Here is a 21765-nt window from a genome sequence, read left to right as displayed (position 1 = left end):
ACTTGCCTAACCTCAAATTATTCAGCGGCGGGACAGGGAATAAATCGCGCTGGCCTTCGTCTCATAGCACCCCACCGATTCTGGAGTCGCTCATGCCTGATCCAACGCCCCCACCTTTGACCCTGTTCGACAAGGCCGTGCGCCTGTTGGGCATCGCCGCGATCCTGGCCGTCGCCGTGGCCGCCTTTGCCTATGTCAGCGGGCGCCTGGACCCGGACCGGCTCAAGCCCCGCGACCTGGTCAACGCGCTGCAGACCAACAACGGCGTGCACCCCGGTTACCGTCGCAACCACGCCAAGGGCGTGTGTGTGATCGGCTATTTCGAGGGCAACGGCCAGCTGCAGGCGCTGTCCAGCAGCAGCGTGTTCGCCCAGGGCCGCACGCCGGTGGTCGGGCGTTTCGCCTTGCCCAGCGGCAACCCCTATGCGCCGGACAGCAGCGTGCCGTTGCGCAGTTTCGCCTTGCGCTTCAACCTGGCCAACGGGCAGCAGTGGCGCACGGGCATGAACAGCATGTCGGTGTTCCCGGTGGGCACGCCCGAAGCCTTCTACGCCATGCTCAAGGCCGGCACCCCGGACCCGGCCACCGGCAAGCCCAAGCCTGACGCCATGCCGGCGTTCTTCGCCGCCCACCCCGAGACCGGACCGTTCTTGGCCTGGGTCAAGGGCGCCAAGCCGTCGGCCAGCTACGCCACGGAAACCTATAACAGCATCAACGCCTTCTACCTCGACAACGCCGACGGCCAGCGCCAGGCCGTGCGCTGGTCGGTGGTGCCCGAGGCGACCGACAGCACCCCGGCCGGCCCCAACGCAGGCGCCGATTTCCTCCAGGCCGACCTGGCCCAGCGCCTGGCCGGTGGCCCGCTGCGCTGGACCCTGCGCATGACCCTGGCCGAACCGGGCGACCCGGTGGACGACGCCAGCAAGGCCTGGCCCGCCGGGCGCAAGACCGTGGACGCCGGCACCCTGGTGGTGGAGCGCATGCAGCCGCAGATCACAGGGCAGTGCCGCGACGTCAACTATGACCCGACCATACTGCCCAGCGGCATCGAGGCGTCCAACGACCCACTGCTGGCCGCGCGCTCGGCGGCCTACGCCAGCTCGTACCTGCGCCGCACCTCGGAAGTCGATCAACTCAGCGCCAATGCGCCCGCCGCGGAGGCCAAGCCATGAAAGCCCGCCCTGAACATTTCGCCCCGGCTGCCCGGGTGTTGCACTGGGTGATGGCGATCCTGCTGATTGCCATGCTGTTCATTGGCGTGGGCATGGTCAGCACCGTGTCCGAGCGCCATGAGTGGCTGCTGCACCTGCACAAGCCCCTGGGCATCGCCATCCTGGCGCTGGTGATCGTGCGCCTGCTGGTGCGCTGGTGCACCCGCCAGCCGCCACTGCCGGCCGACCTGCCGGGCATCCAGAAGCTGGCGGCCAAGCTGTCGCACTGGCTGCTGTATGCGTTGATGTTGGTGCTGCCACTGGTGGGCTGGGGCATGCTCTCGGCGGCCGGCGACCCGATAATGCTGGGCGCCTCGCTGCACCTGCCGCCGATACTGCCGGCCGAGCCGCATACCTATGCGCTGTTGCGCAAGGCCCACGGGTTGCTGGCGTACCTGCTGTTCCTGACGGTGCTGGCGCACCTGGGCGCGGCGCTGTACCACGGCTGGATCCGCCGCGACGGGGTGTTGCAGAGCATGACCTCGGGGGACAAGGCCAGTCGCCCATGACGCGGCCTTCGGCCGCTGCTACGAGGTCGATCCCGTAGCAGCTGCCGCAGGCTGCGTCCGCGGTTACCGCAGGCCGCGAGCCATTTTCGCAATCACGCTCAACACGTCCTTGCCCAACTGCGCCGAGCGCTTGCCCGACCAGCCGGTGACCGCGTCGGGGTTGTCGTCGTGGTCCTTGAACGGCATCTCCAGGGTCAGCGACAGGCAGTCGAACTTCGCTCCCACGGCGTTGCACGCAAGCGTCATGTTGGCCTGGCCCGGCTCGTCGCGGGTATAGCCGTGCACCTGCTGGAAGTCTGCGGTCTGCTGGCACAGCAGGTCGCGGAAGCGCTGCTCGAGCTGGGCGATGCGCGGGGTGTACTGCGGGTTGCCTTCGCAGGCGGCGGTGAACACGTGAGGAATTTCCTCGTCGCCGTGGGCGTCGATGAACAGGTCCACGCCGTATTTCTGCATCTGCTGCAGGGCGAAGAACACCTCGGGGCTGAACTCGGCGCTGGCGTCCTGCCAGGCGCGGTTGAGGTCCTTGCCCTTGGCGTTGGTGCGCAGGTGGCCGTGGAACGAACCGTCGGGGTTCATGTGCGGGATCAGGTACAGGTCGGCTTCGGCGAGCAGCGCGTTCAGCTCGGCATCATCACGTTGCTTGAGGCGCTCGATGATGCCTTCCATGAACCACTCGGCCATGTGCTCGCCGGGGTGCTGCTGGGCAATCAGCCAGACCTTTTTCTTGCCTTCGCTGCCGTCGCCCTTGCGCAGCAGTTGCAGGTCGCGACCCTCGGCACTCTTGCCCACCGCCAGCAACTGCAGGCCGGCCTGGGTCACGGCCTCGCTGATCAGCCAGTCGTGGCGTTCGCGGCTGTAGGGTTCGAAATAGGCGAACCAGGCCTGGGGCTGTTCGGGTTCGAAGCTGAAGGTCAGCGCCTGGCCGTCGAACTGGCTCGGCACGCGGAACCAGGTCTTCTGGTCGTAGGAAGCCACGGCGTTGTAGCCGGCCCAGGCGTTCTTGTAGGAGGACTGCCCGGCGTTGGTCAGGCTGAAGCCATGGGGTTGGCCAGGCGTTAGGCCACCGACCTTGAAATGAAACCACTGGAAATGGTCGCTGTGGGTGTCCGGGCGGATCGCCAGGCGCACCTGCCGTGGGTCGCTGGCGTCGAGCAGCTGGATGTTGCCGCTGTCGAAATCAGCGCTGAAGGTGAGGGGGGCCGCGGCCATTGTTCGCTTCCTTATAAAGTCGAGGACGCTCGTACTTTACACGCAAGCGTGGCGCCAGTCAGATCCAGCCGGCCAGCCCGCCCAGCAGCAGTGCCCCCAGCAGCGCCATGCCCCAGCCCAGCAGGCCGGTGTGGCGGCGGCGATGCTGCCAGCCCGACTCGCCCAGGTGCCTGGCGGCGGCCAGCAGTTGCCGCCAGCGCAGTTCGGTGGCGTGGAAGGCTTGCAGGTGGGTGGCGTCGGCGTCCAGCCAGCGGCGGAAGTCGATGCGTTCGCTGGCGGTGGTGTGCGGGTTCTGCAGCTTCACGTACCAGGCGCTGGCCGCCTGGCTGCCAGCGGGGCTGCGGCATTGTTCGAGCACCTGCAGCATGTCCCGTTCGACGTGCTCCACGCTCAGGTCCAGGCGCTGGGCAATGGCCGGGTAGGGCAGGTCATCCAGGCGGCTGAGCAGGAACACCTGCTGCACGCGGCGGGGCAACTTCTTCAGGCGCAGGTAGAGCGCATCCTGGCCCTGGTCGACCGGCTGGTGCTGGAAAAGGTTGTGCAGGGGCGTGAGCAGATGGGTCATCGAAACGTCCTCCTGGCCGCCATGGGCCTGGTCGATTGCGGGCTGCGAACGCATCCGTGAGGGGGGCGTCTTCCCTGACGCAGGCGCAGCTTAGTGTATTTGAGAGTTATTCTCAAGAAACGATTTGCCACAATTCCGGCTAAATAGCTGATTTGCTAGCTGAAAATTAGCGATGAGCGCTTTCCTCGAGCAATAGTCCTTTGCTATCATGCGCGCCATCGAATTCAAGCAACACCCTTCTTCATTAGCCTGAAGAAACTAAAAAAAAGACCCGGCAAAAAGCCGGGTCAAAAACCGTGATTAGCCTGATGAGGAGATAATTCGAAAGTCCGACCTAAGGCCTTTCGGATTACCCAACCGATCTCGCGATCAGTTGGCTCAATAATAATCGTTATCATTTGCAAGTCAAATGATTTCTTGCCGCGTTTGTGAAAAATTATTTCGCTCAATCCAGCGGCAGTTCCGTGGTGCGTTTCACCTCGCTCATGGCGATGTTGGAATGCGCCTCCTGCACATGCGGCTTCTGCAACAGATGGTCGCGCAGGAAACGTTCGTAGGCCCCAATGTCCTGGGCCACCACCTTGAGCATGTAATCCATCCCGCCGGCCATGGTGTAGCACTCCAGCACCTCCGGGTAGCCGGTGATCGCTTCCTCGAACTCCGCCAGATAACGCCGCCCGTGTCCCGATAGCTTGACGTTGACGAATACGGTCATGGTCAGGCCCAGCTTCTGCGGGTTGAGCAGGGCGACCTTGCGCTCGATCAGGCCTTCCTCCTGCATGCGGTGAATGCGCCGCCAGCACGGTGACTGCGACAGTTCCACGCGCTCGGCGATTTCGGCGGCCGACAGGTCGGCGTCGTGCTGGATCAGGCGCAGGATGCGGCGGTCGAGGGCGCTCAGTTTGGACTGCATGATCATTTCCCTTTTCTTGTTTTTAGCGCAACGTTCATGCGCCATAACAGCAGAAATGCCCGAATTTAGAAAGAAAAAGCCTCACTCCGAAAGGCATATTTTTAGCCACTGACTGATGAGTCATGGCCGCCATAAAAATAACAGGAGTGCCGCATGTCCCTAGCCGACGTCCGCCTGGACGACAAGTACCGCCTCGCCACCGGGCACCTGTACCTCACCGGTACCCAGGCCCTCACGCGCCTGCCCATGCTGCAGAAACAGCGCGACGAGGCCCGTGGCTTGAACACCGCAGGCTTCATTTCCGGTTACCGGGGCTCGCCCCTGGGCAACCTTGACAAGAGCCTGTGGGAAGCCCGCGACTACCTGCAGAAGCACGCCATCCATTTCCAGCCCGGCGTCAACGAAGAGCTGGGCGCCACCGCCGTGTGGGGCAGCCAGCAGGTCAACCTGTTTCCCCAGGGCAAGTACGACGGCGTGTTCGCCCTGTGGTACGGCAAGGCGCCGGGGGTGGACCGCTGCGGCGACGTGTTCAAGCACGGCAACTCGGCCGGCGTGGCGCCCCACGGCGGCGTGCTGGTGCTGGCCGGCGACGACCATGGCTGCAAGTCCTCGACCATCGCCAGCCAGAGCGAGCACGCCTTCATCGCGGCGATGATTCCGGTGCTCAACCCCAGCAACGTCCAGGAGATGCTCGACTATGGCATCATCGGCTGGGAGCTGTCGCGCTACAGCGGCTGCTGGGTGGCGATGAAGACGATTGCCGAGAACGTCGATTCCTCGGCGGTGGTGGAGGTCGACCCGCTGCGGGTGCAAACCTGCGAGCCCGCCGATTTCGTCCTGCCCGAGGGCGGCCTGCACATTCGCTGGCCCGACCCGCCCCTGGCCCAGGAAGCGCGCCTGAACACCTACAAGATCTACGCCGCCCGCGCCTTTGCCCGCGCCAACCAGCTGAACAAGGTGGTGCTCGATTCGCCGCAGCCGCGGCTGGGCATCGTCACCACCGGCAAGTCCTACCTGGACGTGCGCCAGGCCCTGGAAGAGCTGGGCCTGGATGAAACGCTCTGCGCCAGCGTGGGCATTCGCGTGCTGAAAGTCGGCATGAGCTGGCCACTGGAACCGGTGTCGGTGCACGACTTCGCCCAGGGCCTGGACGAGATCCTGGTGGTGGAGGAAAAACGCAGCGTCATCGAGGACCAGCTCACCGGCCAGCTGTACAACTGGCCCGTGGACAAGCGCCCGCGCGTGGTCGGTGAGTTCGACGAGGAAGGCCGCTCGCTGCTGCCCAACCTCAGCGAGCTGACCCCGGCGATGATCGCCCGGGTCATCGCCAAACGCCTGGCACCCATCTACAGCAGCCCGCAGATCGAGGCGCGGCTGCGTTTCCTGCAAGACAAGGAACAGGCCCTTCAGGCCCCTCTGCACAACGTGCAGCGCACCCCGCATTTCTGCTCTGGCTGCCCGCACAACAGTTCCACCAAGGTGCCCGAGGGCAGCCGCGCGCTGGCCGGCATTGGCTGCCACTACATGACCATCTGGATGGACCGCGAGACCGATACCTTCACCCAGATGGGCGGCGAAGGCGTGACCTGGATCGGCCAGGCGCCGTTCACCGAGACCGCCCACGTGTTCCAGAATCTGGGCGACGGCACCTATTTCCACTCCGGGCACCTGGCGGTGCGCGCGGCGGTGGCGTCCGGGGTCAACATCACCTACAAGATTCTCTACAACGACGCCGTGGCCATGACCGGTGGCCAGCCCATCGACGGCATCCTGCGGGTCGACCAGCTCAGCCGCCAGGTGTTCGACGAAGGCGTGCAACGCATCGCCCTGGTCAGCGACGAGCCGGACAAATACCCCAGCCGCGCCGGCTTTGCGCCGATTACCACGTTCCATCACCGTCGCGACCTGGACGCAGTCATGCGCGAGTTGCGCGAGTTCAAGGGCGTGTCGGTGATCATCTACGACCAGACCTGCGCCACGGAAAAACGCCGCCGGCGCAAACGCGGGACGATGCCCGAGGTGAACAAGCGCGCGCTGATCAACCCGGCGGTGTGCGAAGGGTGTGGCGACTGCGGGGTGAAATCCGGTTGCCTGTCGGTGTTGCCGCTGGAGACCGCCCAAGGGCGCAAGCGCGAGATCGACCAGCACGCCTGCAACAAGGATTTCAGCTGCGTGGAAGGCTTCTGCCCCAGCTTCGTCACCGTGCACGGCGGGCAGCTGCGCAAGCCGCAGTTGCCCAGCCGTGACCAGGCCTTCGCGGCGCTGCCGGCGCCGCTGCTGCCGAGCCTGGAGCGCCCGTTCAATATCCTCCTGCCCGGCGTCGGTGGCACCGGCGTGACCACCGTGGGCGCCCTGCTGGGCCTGGCGGCGAACCTGGAAGGCAAGGGCTGCAGCGTGCTCGACCAGGCCGGCCTGGCGCAGAAGTTCGGCCCGGTGGTGACCCACATTCGCATCGCCGCGCGCCAGGCAGACCTGTTCGCCGTGCGCATCGCCGCCGGTGATGCCGACCTGCTGCTGGGCTGCGACCTGCTGGTGGCGTCAGGGCCTGATGCCTTGGCGAAGCTGAGCCTGGACAAGTCCCACGCGGTCATCAACAGCCAGCAGACCCCAACGGCGGCGTTCACCCGCGACCCGGATGCGCAGTTCCCGGCCGCAGCCATGACCCAGGCGATCAGCGACGCGGTGGGCGCCGACAAGACCCATTTCGTCGAGGCCACGCGCCTGGCGGTGGGGCTGCTGGGGGACAGCATCGCCAGCAACCTGTTCATGCTCGGCTACGCCTACCAGTTGGGGCTGATTCCGCTGACGGCCGAGGCCATTGAAAAGGCCATCGAACTCAACGCCGTGGCGGTCAACCTCAACCAGCAGGCCTTCCTCTGGGGGCGCCGCGCGGCCCATGACGCACGGGCGGTGGAAGCGGTGCTCAAGCCAGCGGTGCAGGTGCCGGTAGAGCAGACCCTGGACGAGCGCCTGGCCGCCAACGCGGCGACCCTGCGCGCGTACCAGAACCAGGCCTATGCCGACCGTTACCTGGCGCTGGTGGAGCAGGTGCGCGCCAGCGAAACCCGGCAAGTGCCCGGCCAGCCCCTGGCGCTGACCGAGGCCGTGGCCCGCTACGCGTTCAAGCTGATGGCCTACAAGGATGAATACGAGGTGGCGCGGCTGTACAGCAACGGCGAGTTCACCCGCCAGTTGCAGGGGCAGTTCGAAGGCGACTACCGCCTGGAGTTTCACCTGGCGCCGTCGTGGCTGGGTAAGCAGGGCAAGCAGGGCAAGCGCAGTTTCGGCCCGTGGATGCTCAAGGCGTTCGGGCTGCTGGCGCCGTTCAAGTTCCTGCGCGGCACGCCGCTGGACCCGTTCGGCTATACCCAGGAGCGTCGCCAGGAACGGGCGTTGATCGCGGCTTACCAGGCTGACATCGCCTTGATTCTTCAGCACCTGACCCCAGCCAACCGCCACACGGCGCTGAGCCTGGCACGGCTGCCGGAGCAGATTCGTGGGTACGGGCACGTGAAGGACAAGGCGGTGGGCGTGGCCGAGCAGGAAGCGCAGCGCTTGCGCCAGTGTTTGCGCGACGGTGAGGCTGCGGTGGTGAAGCTTTACGAAGTAGCTGCCTGAAAAGAGACGCGGCCTTCGGCCGCTGCTACGGATCTTCTGTAGCAGCGGCCGAAGGCCGCGTCCAATCACCCGGATTGCATTTCTACCAGCACATCCCCCTCCGCAACCATCTCGCCCTCCTGGCAATGCAACGCCTTCACCACCCCCGCCTCCGGTGCGCGAATGCTGTGCTCCATCTTCATGGCCTCCAGCACCACCAGCGGCGTACCGGCCTCCACCTGCTCACCGACGCCCACCAGCACCCGCACGATGCTGCCGTTCATGGGCGCGTTCAGGCCGCCCTGCTGGCCGTGGCTGGCGTCGGCTTCGGCGATGGCGTCAACGCGGGTCACCGGGTGAACTTCGCCGTTCCAGCGCAGGTACAGGGTGTCACCGCGCAGGAAGGCTGGCGCCGCAGGCGGGGACGGTTGCAGGTGCACCACCTGACGCTGGTCGCGGCAGCGCAGGTGCACCACCGTCTGTGCTGGCAAGCCCAGGCGCAGGCCATTGGCCGCGGCCCAGGCGTCACTGCCGGTCGGGCGCACGAACGCGGCAGCCGCGGCCTGCCAGAACGCTTCTGGCAGTTCGGCCGAAGCGGGCAGCAGCTCGGCCTGGTGACGGGGAATGAAGCCGGTGTCCAGCTCGGCGGCGGCGAACGCCGGGTGGCCGATGATGCGCCGCAGGAACGCCAGGTTGGTGCGCACGCCGCCCACGGCGAACTCATCGAGCATGGCCAGCAGGCGCAGCCGCGCCTGTTCGCGGGTCTCGCCCCAGGCAATCAGCTTGCCCAGCATGGGGTCGTAGAACGGCGACACGCTGTCGCCCTCTCTGACGCCGCTGTCCACCCGGCGGCCGGGGCCTGGGGCGCTCTCCTGGTACAGCGCCAGGGTGCCGGTGGCGGGCAGGAACTCGTTGTCCGGGTCTTCGGCGTACAGCCGCACTTCCATGGCGTGGCCGTGCAGCGGCACCTGGGCCTGGGTAATGGGCAGCGGCTCGCCCTGGGCCACGCGAATCTGCCAGGCCACCAGGTCCAGGCCGGTGATGGCCTCGGTGACTGGGTGCTCCACTTGCAGGCGGGTGTTCATCTCCATGAAGAAAAACTCGCCGCGGGCGTCCAGCAGGAACTCGACGGTGCCGGCGCCGACGTAACCGATGGCCTGCGCGGCCTTCACCGCGGCCTCGCCCATGGCCTGGCGCAATGGTGGGGAGAGGCCTGGCGCCGGGGCCTCCTCGACGACTTTCTGGTGGCGACGCTGGATCGAGCAGTCGCGCTCGTTGAGGTACAGGCAGTGGCCGTGCTGGTCGGCGAACACCTGGATTTCCACGTGGCGCGGCTGCAGCACGTATTTTTCCACCAGCATGCGCGCATCGCCGAATGACGACTGCGCCTCGCGCTGCGCCGAGGCCAGGGCGTCGGCCAGTTCGCTCTCGCGCTCCACCACCTTCATGCCCTTGCCGCCGCCGCCAGCGGTGGCCTTGAGCAGCACCGGGTAGCCGATGCGCTGGGCGGCGGCGCGGAAGGTCTCCAGGTCCTGGGCCTGGCCGTGGTAGCCGGGCACCAGCGGCACGCCGGCGGTTTCCATCAGTGCCTTGGCGGCTGACTTGCTGCCCATGTCGTCGATGGCCGCAGCCGGCGGGCCGAGGAATATCAGCCCGGCCTGTTCGATGGCGCGGGCGAATGCGGCGTTCTCCGAAAGAAAGCCGTAGCCGGGGTGGATAGCCTGGGCGCCGCTGCTGCGGGCGGCGGCGATGATCTTGTCGATGTCCAGGTAGCTGTCGCTGGCCTTGCTGCCGCCCAGGTCCACGCACACATCCGCCTCGCGGCTGTGGCGGGCGTCGCGGTCGATGGCGCTGTGCACGGCCACGGTGGTCAGGCCCATGGCCTTGGCGGTGCGCATCACCCGGCAGGCGATTTCACCGCGGTTGGCCACCAGCAGGGAGGTGAGGGTGGTCATTGTGGTTGCTCCTGCCAGGCCGGGGTGCGTTTTTCCAGGAAGGCGCGCAGGCCCTCCTGGCCCTCGCCGCTGACGCGAATGCGGGCGATGGCGTTCTCGCAGTAACGCCGCACGGCGGCGGTGGTTTCGCCGTGGGCGACTTCACGCAGCAGCTCTTTGCAGGCGCGCATGGCCTGCGGGCTGTTGAGCAGCAGGTTGTCCACCCAGTGCGCCAGGCGCTGTTCCAGTTCGGCGCTGGCGCAGGTCTCGGCCAGCAGGCCCAACTCATGGGCGCGCTGGCCATCGAAGCGTTCGGCGGTCAGCGCGTAGCGCCGCGCGGCGCGTTCGCCGATGGCCTTGACCACGAAGGGGCTGATGACCGCAGGGGTCAGGCCAATGCGCACCTCCGACAGGCAGAACTGCGCATCCACCGTGCCCAAGGCCATGTCGCAGCAGCTGATCAGCCCCAGCGCGCCACCGTAGGCCGCGCCGTGGACGACGGCCAGGGTCGGCAGCTTGAGCTTGCCCAGGTTGTACATCAGCTCGGCCAACTGGCGGGCATCGTCCAGGTTGGTGTTGAAATCCAGCTGCGCCGACGCCTGCATCCAGGCCAGGTCGGCGCCGGCGCAGAAGTGCTTGCCGCGGCCGCGGATCAGCAGGAAGCGCAGGCTGGCGTCGGCGGCCACGCTGTCCAGCGCCAGGATCAGTTCGCGTATCATCTGCGCGTTGAAGGCGTTGTTTTTTTCGGGGCGGTTGAGCCACAGGGTGGCGAAACCGCGCGGGTCGCGGGTCAGTTCCAGGGTATCGAAATCGTTCATGGTCACATCCGGAAGATGCCGAAGCGGCTGGGTTCGATGGGCGCGTTGAGGGCGGCCGACAGGGCCAGGGCGAGGATGTCGCGGGTCTGCGCCGGGTCGATCACGCCGTCGTCCCACAGGCGGGCGCTGGAGTAGTAGGGGTGGGCCTGGCGGTCGTATTGTTCGAGGATCGGCTGCTTGAGCGCCGCTGCTTCCTCGGCGCTGAAGCTGCCACCGGCGCGTTCGCTCTGCTCGCGCTTGACCTGCACCAGCACGCCGGCGGCCTGTTCGGCACCCATCACGCCGATTCGCGCGTTGGGCCACATCCACAACAGGCGTGGGTCGTAGGCGCGGCCGCACATGCCGTAGTTGCCGGCGCCGAAGCTGCCACCGATGATCACGGTGAATTTCGGCACCCGCGCGCAGGCCACCGCGGTCACCAGCTTGGCGCCGTGCTTGGCGATGCCGCCGGCCTCGTATTTCTGCCCGACCATGAAGCCGGTGATGTTCTGCAGGAACAACAGCGGGATGCCGCGCTGGCAGGCCAGCTCGATGAAGTGCGCGCCTTTTTGCGCGGCCTCGGCGAAGAGGATGCCATTGTTGCCGAGGATGGCGACAGGCATGCCGTGCAGGTGGGCGAAGCCGCACACCAGGGTGGTGCCGAACAGCGCCTTGAACTCATCGAACACCGAGCCGTCCACCAGCCGCGCGATCACTTCGCGCACATCGAAGGGCTGCTTGGCGTCGGCCGGGATCACGCCGTACAGCTCGTCGGCCGGGTACAGCGGGGCGCTCGGCGCCTGGCACTGCAGCTGGCCCAGCTTGCGCCAGTTGAGGTTGGCCACGCAGCGCCGGGCAATGGCCAGCGCGTGCTCGTCGTTGTCAGCGTAGTGGTCGGCCACGCCCGAGACTTTGCAATGCACGTCGGCGCCGCCCAGGGCCTCGGCGGTCACCACCTCGCCGGTGGCGGCTTTCACCAATGGCGGCCCGGCGAGGAAGATGGTCGCCTGCTCGCGGACCATGATGGTCTCGTCCGACATGGCCGGCACGTAGGCGCCGCCGGCGGTGCAGGAACCCATGACCACGGCGACCTGGGGGATGCCCTGGGCGCTCATGGTGGCCTGGTTGAAGAAGATCCGGCCGAAGTGCTCGCGGTCGGGGAACACCTCGTCCTGGCGCGGCAGGTTGGCGCCGCCCGAGTCCACCAGGTACACGCACGGCAGGCGGTTTTCCTGGGCGATGGCCTGGGCACGCAGGTGTTTTTTTACCGTCAGCGGGTAGTAGCTGCCGCCTTTGACCGTGGCGTCGTTGGCGATGATCATGCATTCCACGCCTTCGATGCGGCCGATGCCGGCGATCACGCCGGCGGCCGGCACGGCTTCGTCGTACACCTCATGGGCGGCCAGCTGGCCGATTTCCAGGAACGGCGAGCCGGCGTCCAGCAGGCGGTTGATGCGCTCGCGCGGCAACAGCTTGCCGCGTGAGGTGTGGCGTTGCTGGGCCTTGGCGCCGCCGCCTTCGTGCACCTGGGCGAGCAGGCTGCGCAGGGCGCCCACCTGTTCGAGCATGGCCGCGCTGTTGGCGATGAAGTCGGCGGCGCGCGGGTTGAGTCGGGTGTGCAGGGTAGCCATGGGGCGCGCTCCGTCAGCGGGTTTCGTTGAACAGCTCGCGGCCGATCAGCATGCGGCGGATCTCGCTGGTGCCGGCGCCGATCTCGTACAGCTTGGCGTCGCGCAGCAGGCGCCCGGCGGGGAATTCGTTGATGTAGCCGTTGCCGCCCAGGATCTGGATGGCGTCCAGGGCCATCTGCGTGGCGCGCTCGGCGGTGTACAGGATCACCCCGGCGGCGTCCTTGCGCGCGGTCTCGCCGCGCTCGCAGGCCTGGGCCACGGCGTACAGGTAGGCGCGGCTGGCGTTGAGCTGGGTGTACATGTCGGCGACCTTGCCCTGGATCAGCTGGAACTCGCCGATGCTCTGGCCGAACTGCTTGCGGTCGTGGATGTAGGGCACGATCAGGTCCATGCAGGCCTGCATGATGCCGGTGGGGCCGCCCGAGAGCACAACGCGCTCGTAGTCGAGGCCGCTCATCAGCACCTTCACGCCGCCGTTCAGCACGCCGAGGATGTTCTCTTCCGGCACCTGCACGTCGTCGAAGAACAGCTCGCAGGTGTTGGAGCCGCGCATGCCCAGCTTGTCGAACTTGTTGCTGCGGGTGAAGCCGGCCCAGTCGCGCTCGACGATGAAGGCGGTGATGCCGTGGGCGCCTTTTTCCAGGTCGGTCTTGGCGTAGATCACATAAGTGTTGGCGTCGGGGCCGTTGGTGATCCAGGTCTTGCTGCCATTGAGCACGTAATGGTCGCCACGCTTGTCGGCGCGCAGCTTCATCGACACCACGTCGGAGCCGGCGTTGGGCTCGCTCATGGCCAGGGCGCCGACGTGCTCGCCGCTGATCAGCTTGGGCAGGTACTTGAGCTTCTGCGCGTGGCTGCCGTTGCGGTTGATCTGGTTCACGCACAGGTTGGAGTGTGCCCCGTACGACAGCGCCACCGACGCCGAGGCGCGGCTGATTTCCTCCATGGCCACCACGTGGGCCAGGTAGCCCAGGCCCGCGCCGCCATATCCTTCCGGCACGGTAACACCCAGCAGGCCCATGTCGCCGAACTGGCGCCACAGGTCGGCGGGGAACAGGTTGTCACGGTCGATCTGCGCGGCGCGCGGGGCGATCTTGGCGGCGGCGAAGGCCTGCACCTGGTCGCGGAGCATGTCGATGGTTTCGCCCAGGGCGAAATTGAGGGTCGGGTAGCGCATGGGTGGCCCTTCATGGATTGTTTTTATGAAATGAATGCTGACCTTTACGTTAACGTAAACCTGCTGGCGCGGGCTGTCAAATCGGTGCGGTGGGAAGGGGGAGGGAATAAATCGCGGAAAGCACTGAGGGGAGCCGAAGCTCCCCTCAAGGTCTTGTTGCTTGCTCTTTTTTTATTATTGAGGGGCGGCCTGTTGTTGTTTTTGGCGACCGTGACCCTTTACCGCTGTTTCGTGTGACCCACATCCTGGGTCAAGAGCAAACGTATTTTTTTGAGCGCTGATTCGCCTGTCACCGGTACGTCGCTGCCTCGGGGCAGTTTTGTTATTCTGTGTACGGTGTGGGCAAGCCCCGGTGGCGCATCCTCTCCAAAAAAATCTGTTAGCTTCGCCTCTGCCGCGATTGTTCTTGTTATGCCAGAGCCGTTACGTGTTGTTTTTATTGGGTACTGCAGTTTTATTGTTTTTGTTGTACGAGAGATATAGCAGGTCCCGTGCCAACTTTTCAAAACCCAATGAATTCGGGGCTTTCGCCGTTTTCAGGAATTTTTCACCGGGTTTTCACACCCCCGATGTGTTTCCCTGTTACCCGTTTCGTGGGGAAGTGTGCGGGTGAGGTGACACTTTGTCGCACCCCTGTGCGGGTTGTCAAATCCGTCCGAGCAGCGGCCGCACACGGTTTTTCGTAGCAGCGGCCGCCAGGCCGCGTCATGGGCACTGCGGTTCAGCGGGTAAATGGAGGGAGGCGGACGCAGCCTTCGGCAGCTGCTACGGGGGAAGTGGGGAATGCCGGAAAGCACTGAGGGGAGCCGAAGCTCCCCTCAAGGTCTTGTTGCCTGCTCTTTTTTTATTATTGAGGGGCGGCCTGTTGTTGTTTTTGGCGACCGTGACCCTTTACCGCTGTTTCGTGTGACCCACATCCTGGGTCAAGAGCAAACGTATTTTTTTGAGCGCTGATTCGCCTGTCACCGGTACGTCGCTGCCTCGGGGCAGTTTTATTGTTCTGTGTACGGTGTGGGGCAAGCCCCGGTGGCGCATCCTCTCCAAAAAAATCTGTTAGCTTCGCCTCTGCCGCGTTTGTTCTTGTTATGCCAGAGCCGTTACGTGTTGTTTTTATTGGGTGGTACTGAGTTTTTTGTTTTTGTTGTGCAAGAGATAAAGCAGATGCCGTGCCAACTTTTCGAAACCCAATGAAAACGGGGGTTTGGTCGCTCCGAGGCACGCGGGTGTCGGAAAAGGAACGCTCAAAGTGTTTCCCTGATACTCGGAAAGCGCGGGAGGGGTAACACCCCTCAGCCACACCGGCGCGCTTGTGCTACCCGCGAGCCGTTGGCGCGGCCCAGCTGCTGGCTGATGCGCTCGCCCACGGCAATCACCCGGTCCAGGTCGATGCCGGTCTGGATACCCAGGCCCTGCAGCAGGTACAGCACGTCCTCGCTGGCGACGTTGCCGCTGGCGCCCCTGGCGTACGGGCAGCCGCCCAGGCCGGCCACGGAGCTGTCGAACACGCTGACGCCTTCCAGCAACGCCGCGTAGATATTGGCCAGGGCCTGGCCGTAGGTGTCATGGAAGTGCCCGGCCAGCTGCGCCAGCGGCACCTCCCGGGCCACCGCCTGGAACAGGCTGCGGGTAGCGCCGGGGGTGCCGACGCCGATGGTGTCGCCCAAGGAGACTTCCCGGCAGCCCATGGCGTGCAGCTCGCGCGCCACGGCGGCCACCTGGGCGGGGGCGATGGCGCCTTCGTAGGGGCAGCCCAGCACGCACGACACATAGCCGCGCACCGGCACACCGGCGGCCTTGGCCGCTGCCATCACCGGCGCGAAGCGTTCCAGGCTCTGCGCAATGGAGCAATTGATGTTGCGCTGGGAAAAGCTCTCGGACGCTGCGGCGAACACCGCCACCTCGTCTGCGCCAGCCGCCAGTGCCGCCTCGAAGCCTTGCAGGTTGGGTGTCAGCGCGCCGTAGCTCACCCCTGGCACGCGCTGGAGGCTGGCGAACACCTCGGCAGAGCCGGCCATTTGCGGCACCCACTTGGGCGAGACGAAACTGCCGGCCTCTATATAGGCATAGCCACAGGCAGCCAGCTCGTTCACCAGCCGCGCCTTGTCGATGACACTGATGGGGCTAGCCTCGTTCTGCAGGCCGTCGCGGGGGCCGACTTCGACCAGGCGCACGCTGTGGGGCAGGGCCATGGTGTTACTCCTGGGCGGTAACAGGGTGGGCGCCGAGCTCGGCAAGGGCCTGGGTGCAGCGCTCCTCGGCGGTGTCCAGTTCCAGTTGCATCTGCTGGATGTCGAGCAGTTGCTGGGCCAGTTGCGCGCGGCGCTCGGTGATTTTGGCGAGCATGCTGGCCAGCTGCTTGTGATTGCCGCTGGGGTCGTACAGCTCGATCAGCTCGCGGCACTCGGCCAGGGAGAAACCGATGCGCTTGCCGCGCAGGATCAGCTTCAGGGTGACCTTGTCCCGCGGTGAGTAGATGCGTTCCTGGCCACGCCGTTCGGGGCTGAGCATGCCTTGCTCCTCATAGAAGCGGATGGCGCGGGTGGTGATGTCCAGTTCGCGGGACAGGTCGGAGATGCTGTACGTCATGGTCAGGCTCGACAGGATGGTTGACGTCAACGTAAACCCTGCTTGACGTTAACGTCAAGCAGGGCCGTTAGGTAATTACCACCTGGCACGCCGGGCAGCCGGGCCCAATGGGCGCTCATTCCCCTGCAAGGACTGCAGCCCATGACCGATCTACCGCTTGCTCCCCCCGCGCTGCTGTTTGGCGCCTTTGCCGAAGAAATCGACCCGTACTGGCGTGATTGGCAAGTCAGCCAGCAGCAGGCGGCCGTCCGCGCTACTGTCGGTGACAATGCCGACTTGAAGTCGGCGCTATGGCGCACCCTTAGCGGTTACCAACAGGCGATCGGGGCCGCGCGTGAGGCCTGCCTGTTGGCCGCGCGTCCGCTGCTCGGCCGCAGCGACGCCTGGGCTGAGCTTGCCCCTGGCCATATCCTCTTCGACACCCTCAGCGCGGCCCACGCCAAGGCCCTGCGCGCCGAGTTCGATATGATGCAGGCGCTGGGGCAGCTCAAGGGCGAGCAGGCCAGCCGCCTGGAAGCGTTGCTGGACCACCCGGACGATGCCGAGCGGCCCGTCGGTAACACCCTGGTTGCCGATGTGGCGTTGCTGGGTGCCGATGGCAACGATGTGCTGGCTGGGGTCATGGTCATTACCCATGCCAGCGCCGTGCATGACACCGCCGGCACCTGGGGCGTGCAGGTGTATTGGCCCGGCACCCACGGCGGCCTGGCATATTTCGAGTCGCTGGACGCCTTCCAGATGGCCGTGCTGGAGGGGCTTGCCGAGGCCGACCCGACGTTGCCTGCGCAGGTGTCGTTTTCCTACGCACCTATCGTGGGTAACGCCTTCGATGTAGGCCTCAAGCGCCAATGGCGCCAGTTGCATCAGCATGCCCTGGCCATCGAGCAGGGCAAGCGCTTCTACGCTGATGCCGACTCGCCCGCAGCGTCGATGCAACGCTGGCGCCAGGAAGCCTTGCAGGCGCTGGAGGCGCCCCGCCACGACGCGCGTGACCAGGCGTTCTTCGACGTGCTGTTCGAGCACGAGACCGTAACCCTGGCCGAGGGCTTGCCAACCTGGTTGCGCGGGTTGAACCCGCAGGCCCAGGAAGAGTTGAGCCAGCGCCTGGCCGACTACCTCGCCGCCCTGGACAAGGCACAGGGGCTGCTGGCGCGCGACGTGCCGCCGCGTGACGAGTTCGCTGGCGCAGCCCTCGCGCAGCGCCTGCAAAAGGATTTCGGCCTGCAACCGGAAAACCTGGTCATCGACCTGCCCGTCTCGCTGGCCACGGTGCGCGAGACAGTCCCCGGCTCAGGGGCGCCCGGCACCCCGTTGATCATGATCACCCGGCCCAGCGAAGCTCGTGAGCAACTGTCCCTGGTGCAGTTGGCGCTTGCCGGCGTAGACGAAGAAATCGCCAAGCGCCTGCATTTTGCCCACGTTGAATCGCGCGGCATGGCGGCCAGCGTGGCGCTGCCGACACTGGCGCAACTGCGGGTGCTGTTCGAGGAACTGGATCTGCCGGCTCGCTACGAGCGCAGCCTGCGCGATGCCTTCAAGGGCTTGCCCGGTGAAAGCCAGGAAGCCATCCTGGCCCGCCGCACTGCCTTGCTGGCACCTTGGCAGGCCAGCCTGCGCCTGCACGGCCAACTGGCCCTGCGCCGCTCGCGGCTCGATGCCCAGGCGCTGGCGTTGCTGGACAACCCTGAGGCCCGGTTGCACTGGGTGCTGTTCAAGGGCACCGGCACGCCCGCTGGCAGCGCCTTGGCCGGGGCGGTGTTGATCAACGACCCGGGCACCGGGCTGACGGTGCTGTACCTGCCTGACGCGCCCAACGGCCAGGTGCTGACCCAGCACGGGAGCATGGCCGAGGCTTGCCGCCGGCTGGTGCAGATGAGCCTGGAGTCACGCATGGTCGACTATCTGGCAGCGCTGGTCACCAGCGGGCTGGCCAGCGACCACGGCGCCTACATCCGTGAGGCCCAGCTACGCAACTTCGATGGCTGGCTGGTGCCCGGCGAGCGCATCGGCGTGGCCAGCAGCGTGGCCGAGTACCAGCTGAACCTGCAGATGGGCCGCCTGATCAGCAATCACCGCGCCACCGCGCGCTCCCAGGACCAGTTGTGGCTCGAAGCCGCCGCGCGCAGTCACGACAGTATTTTCATGGTTATCAAGGTGTTGGTCGGGCTGCTGCCATTCGCCGGCTCCGTGGTGGCGGTCTACGACGCTTTCGACAGTGCCGTCGAAGCGGTCAAGGCGTTCCGTCGCGGTGAGGGGGCGAACGGTCTGCTGGAGCTGGAAAACATGCTGGCGTCCCTGGTGGGCGCGGCCATGGACATACTGCCCGGTACCGTGGCCGGCGGCCTTGGCAACGTGAAGGGGCTGCGTGCCAGGGTCCGTGCCCGCCAGGCCCAGGCGGTGGCGCGCCTGGCGCCGCTGGATGGCCCAGGCCATGTGTCGGCGTTTCGCGGTTATGAAAGCGACCTGGCGATTGCCTTGTTGCAGACAGCCGAGCAAGGGATTTACCGCTATGCCGGTGGGCAGTACATCCTGCGCGGTGGGCATGCGTACGCGGTGCAATGGGACGCTACTTACCACACCTGGAGGTTGCGCGGCACCGCGTTGAAAACCTACCGCCAGCCAGTCAGGCTGGATGCCCGTGGCCAGTGGCAAACCCACGGCGCAATTTCCGGACGCCTGGTGGACGGCGGGCTGGCAGGGGGCGGTGCGGCGGTCAGCGCGGTGGCCGACAGCCTGGTGGAACGCCTGCCCCTGGCGATCCAGGCGCGGTTGCCGCGTTGGCTAGGCGACGCCATGGTGCGCCGGCAACGGCGGATTTTCAGCCGGCTGATCGCCGACGAGCGTGACACCACCCAACGGCTGCGTGCCACCGAAGCGGCTCGCTCACGTTTTGCCGCGGCCGGTGTGCCCGACGAGGCGCTGCGCAAGACCGTGGTCGACCTGGCCATTCAAGAGGTGAAAGCCTGCGAGCGTTACCTTGCAAGCCTTGCGGAGCACCGCGCGTACCTGCCCGAGGGCGTCTATCGCCGCGCTTACCAGGGCACCCGTTACCAGGGCATGGACCGCATGCAGTTGCTGATACGCATGGGCAAGATTCGCCGCCAGGCACTGCGCGAAGAGTTCGGCGTACGGCAGGCGGCGCACCAGACCCTGATCGACGCGGCAGAACGCGGGGAGCTGACCCTCGGCGCCTTTACCGATGCCATGAACCGCACGCTGGGGGCCACCCAGGAGGTGCGGATCAAGCTGCTGGAAATTGCCGATTTCATTCATGAATGGAGCGCGCGGTTTGAAAGTGAGTGGCACAGCGCTTCGCTGGATGCGCCACGGCGGGCGGAAATCGAGCGCCTGATGCGCGAGGGCGGTTACGATTACCGACCCCGGATGGACGGTGCGGTCAAGGCAGAAATACTGCTCAAGCTGGTGCTCAAGCCGCAGCTGTCCACCAGCCCGGAGCGCTTGCTGCTGGGCCAGCTGGTGATACGCGATGTGCGTCAGCTGGATATTCTGCTCGCCACCTGGCGCGACACCGAGGTGGTCGATCTCAGTGCTGCCCAGCGCCAGCGCGTGCTGTCACAGTTTGCCACGGCCACGGAGCTGTTCCGCTGGCGGCTGGAGGAGTGGACCAGTGTCTACGCCCAGTACATCGACCTGCGTTACCAGAAGCGCCTGGTCAATCACCTCAAGGCGTTGGTGGATGAGGCCACGCGCGGGCTGGCGGCAAGCCCCGAGCGGCCACGCCGCCCGCAGCCGGAGGGCGGCCCGCGCAGGCGGGTGTTCGAAACGGTGGATGACGAGGTGTTGATCGGCACCGAAAGTGGCACGGGGGCCCAGCGCTCCATGGCCGTGGAACTGGGCGATGGCACGGTACGCCATTACGACCTTGAAGCCGACAACCGCTGGGCCCTGCGCCAAGCGGCGGCCACCCAGGCGCGCCTGGCGGACCTGCAGGCACAGGCACGGGTGCAGCTCGACAGCAGCGAGGCCCTGGTGCTGCGCGCCGAAGGCTACGCCCGACGTGGCATGGTCCTGGCGAGCATCGATGACCTGATCAGCAACGAAGGCCGCGGGCTGCTGCAGCTGGCGACGAGTATTGAACGCCTGTCCACCGCCGCCGATGACACGGTGGCACTGGTGGAGCGCTTGCGGGGGCGGGGCACGGAGCTAGTCGCCCAAGCCACGCGCCTGCGCATTCGCCTGACCAAGGCCATGCCGCATCCCACCATGGCGCACGCCGAGTACCTGCTGGGCCAGCAGGCCATTCGCCTGGAGCGCCGTGCAGGGCGGGTGCCGGAACTGGACACCCAGCAATTCCTGCAGGAATACGTGATGGTCGACGTGGCCAGCGGGGGGGACCTGTGGGTGGCGCATTTCCACTACGGCAAGCTGCGCTACGCCTTCGACAACTTCGCCGCGGCCCATGTGAAGCGGGCTGACCAGGCGCGGTTGGGGGCGCAATGGGAAGCGCAGAATGCACCGGCCAGGGTGTGGCGCAGCCCCATCAGCCCGGCCCAGGCGCGCCAGTATTTCCAACCGCTGGAACCGTGACCGCCATGGCCGTCAGCGCCCGGCGCTGGCGGCCTGGGGCAGGTGGTCGGCGCGGCTCACCAGTTGGCCCAGTTCGATCATCTGCTCGCGCATCCAGCGGTTGGCCGGGTCCTGGTCGGTGCTTTCGTGCCAGTACAGGTGGGTTTCCACCGGCGGCACGTCGTTCACCGGCAGCGCCACGTAGTTGAGGTCGTGGCGGCGGGCGAAACGCTCAGGCACGGTCATCACCATGTCGGTCTGCTGCAACACCTGGGAGGCCATCAGGTAATGCTGCGAGCGCAAGGCAATCTTGCGCTGCAGGCCCATCTTGCCCAGCGCCAGGTCCACGTAGCCCAGGCCGTTGCGGCGGCTGGAGATGTGGATGTGGGTGAGCGCCAGGTAGTCGTCCAGGGTGATCTTTTCCTTGTTCAGCGGGTGGCCCTTGCGCAGGGCGCACACGTACTGGTCTTCCATCAACTTGACGTGGCGCACCTGCGGGTCGGTGTTCAACGGCGCGTCCACGGCGAAATCCAGGCGTCCGGCGGCCAGCTCCTTGGTGGTCTCGCGGCGCTTGCACAGGAAGCTTTCGATCACCACGGCGGGTGCCAGGCGGCGCAGGCGCTGGAACATCGGCGGCAGGATCACCGCCTCGGTGAGGTCGGTCATGCTGATGCGGAAGGTCTTGCTGGCCTGCAACGGGTTGAAGATGCGGCTTTCCTGCACCGACACGCGCAACAGGGACAGGGCGTTGCGCACCGGGCCGATGATGTTCTGCGCCATGGGCGTGGGCACCATGCCCTGGGCGGTGCGCACGAACAGCGGGTCATTGAAGGTTTCGCGCAGCCGGGCCAGGGCGTTGGACACCGCCGGCTGGGTGATGCCGACGATCTGCCCGGCGCGGGTAAGGTTGGCCTCGGTGTAGATGGCGTCGAAGACGATGAACAGATTCAGGTCGACCTTGCTCAGATTCATGTGGCAGCGCTCTTGTTGTGGTTGTGCCGATGCATCGCGTCATCCTATATCGGTGATGAATGATAATAGACGCCGAGAATAGGTTAGATAAATCTTGGTGCCTGTTCTAGCATCGAATCCATGCCCACGACAACCCT

Annotated in this window: 14 protein-coding genes; 4 read left to right on the top strand and 10 right to left on the bottom strand. The window is 66.0% G+C overall.

The features are described 5' to 3' along the window. Window positions 1-92 precede the first annotated feature (92 nt). Both ACWKWX_RS23370 and ACWKWX_RS23365 read left to right on the top strand, forming a co-directional pair. The gene (locus ACWKWX_RS23370; protein ID WP_483829041.1) at window positions 93-1172 is read left to right on the top strand and encodes a catalase family peroxidase; all 1080 of its coding nucleotides are present in this window, start codon (window positions 93-95) and stop codon (window positions 1170-1172) included. After that, window positions 1169-1720: a cytochrome b gene (locus tag ACWKWX_RS23365; protein WP_476295853.1), complete on the top strand. Its 552-nt coding sequence runs from the start codon at window positions 1169-1171 to the stop codon at window positions 1718-1720. The genes ACWKWX_RS23370 and ACWKWX_RS23365 overlap by 4 nt, the downstream gene beginning before the upstream one ends. Before the next feature lie 63 nt (window positions 1721-1783). On the opposite strand, the gene ACWKWX_RS23360 is transcribed toward ACWKWX_RS23365, so the two are convergent. The 3 genes from ACWKWX_RS23360 to ACWKWX_RS23350 all read right to left on the bottom strand — a co-directional run bounded on the left by ACWKWX_RS23360 (window position 1784) and on the right by ACWKWX_RS23350 (window position 4407). Next, window positions 1784-2929, bottom strand: a complete 1146-nt coding sequence (locus ACWKWX_RS23360) for a M14 family metallopeptidase (protein ID WP_483829040.1) — start codon at window positions 2927-2929, stop codon at window positions 1784-1786. A 58-nt stretch (window positions 2930-2987) separates the two neighbouring features. Then, on the bottom strand, window positions 2988-3494 hold the full coding sequence (locus ACWKWX_RS23355; RefSeq protein WP_416425278.1) for a sigma factor-like helix-turn-helix DNA-binding protein: 507 nt from the start codon (window positions 3492-3494) through the stop codon (window positions 2988-2990). Between the two features lie 445 nt (window positions 3495-3939). Beyond that, window positions 3940-4407, bottom strand: coding sequence for an Lrp/AsnC family transcriptional regulator (locus ACWKWX_RS23350; RefSeq protein ID WP_416425277.1), 468 nt, complete (start codon window positions 4405-4407; stop codon window positions 3940-3942). A gap of 153 nt (window positions 4408-4560) precedes the next feature. Between ACWKWX_RS23350 and ACWKWX_RS23345 the strand changes: the two genes are divergently transcribed. After that, window positions 4561-8025 (top strand): indolepyruvate ferredoxin oxidoreductase family protein, encoded by a 3465-nt coding sequence (locus ACWKWX_RS23345; protein ID WP_483829039.1) that lies wholly within the window; start codon window positions 4561-4563, stop codon window positions 8023-8025. Window positions 8026-8090: 65 nt separating this feature from the next. On the opposite strand, the gene ACWKWX_RS23340 is transcribed toward ACWKWX_RS23345, so the two are convergent. From ACWKWX_RS23340 to ACWKWX_RS23315, 6 genes are all read right to left on the bottom strand, one after another. Further along, window positions 8091-9959, bottom strand: coding sequence for an acetyl/propionyl/methylcrotonyl-CoA carboxylase subunit alpha (locus ACWKWX_RS23340; RefSeq protein WP_483829038.1), 1869 nt, complete (start codon window positions 9957-9959; stop codon window positions 8091-8093). Then, on the bottom strand, window positions 9956-10756 hold the full coding sequence (locus ACWKWX_RS23335) for a gamma-carboxygeranoyl-CoA hydratase (protein WP_416425274.1): 801 nt from the start codon (window positions 10754-10756) through the stop codon (window positions 9956-9958). The genes ACWKWX_RS23340 and ACWKWX_RS23335 overlap by 4 nt, the downstream gene beginning before the upstream one ends. Window positions 10757-10758: 2 nt before the next feature. Continuing rightward, window positions 10759-12366, bottom strand: a complete 1608-nt coding sequence (locus ACWKWX_RS23330; RefSeq protein WP_473003145.1) for a carboxyl transferase domain-containing protein — start codon at window positions 12364-12366, stop codon at window positions 10759-10761. Between the two features lie 13 nt (window positions 12367-12379). After that, window positions 12380-13543, bottom strand: coding sequence for an isovaleryl-CoA dehydrogenase (locus tag ACWKWX_RS23325; RefSeq protein WP_483829037.1), 1164 nt, complete (start codon window positions 13541-13543; stop codon window positions 12380-12382). 1289 nt (window positions 13544-14832) lie between these two features. Continuing rightward, window positions 14833-15732 (bottom strand): hydroxymethylglutaryl-CoA lyase, encoded by a 900-nt coding sequence (locus ACWKWX_RS23320; RefSeq protein ID WP_483829036.1) that lies wholly within the window; start codon window positions 15730-15732, stop codon window positions 14833-14835. A gap of 4 nt (window positions 15733-15736) precedes the next feature. Further along, window positions 15737-16135, bottom strand: coding sequence for a MerR family transcriptional regulator (locus tag ACWKWX_RS23315; protein ID WP_416427419.1), 399 nt, complete (start codon window positions 16133-16135; stop codon window positions 15737-15739). Window positions 16136-16270: 135 nt separating this feature from the next. On the opposite strand from ACWKWX_RS23315, the gene ACWKWX_RS23310 reads away from it, so the two are divergent. Next, window positions 16271-20677 carry a dermonecrotic toxin domain-containing protein gene (locus tag ACWKWX_RS23310; protein WP_483829035.1) on the top strand — a complete coding sequence of 1469 codons (4407 nt, stop codon included), beginning with the start codon at window positions 16271-16273 and terminating at the stop codon, window positions 20675-20677. 12 nt (window positions 20678-20689) lie between these two features. On the opposite strand, the gene ACWKWX_RS23305 is transcribed toward ACWKWX_RS23310, so the two are convergent. Then, the gene (locus ACWKWX_RS23305) at window positions 20690-21628 is read right to left on the bottom strand and encodes a LysR family transcriptional regulator (protein ID WP_416425269.1); all 939 of its coding nucleotides are present in this window, start codon (window positions 21626-21628) and stop codon (window positions 20690-20692) included. Between the last annotated feature and the right edge of the window lie 137 nt (window positions 21629-21765).

This window comes from Pseudomonas imperatae (genome assembly GCF_057128625.1).
Note: the sequence above shows the minus strand (reverse complement) of the source record. Positions and strands in the feature narration are given on the sequence as shown.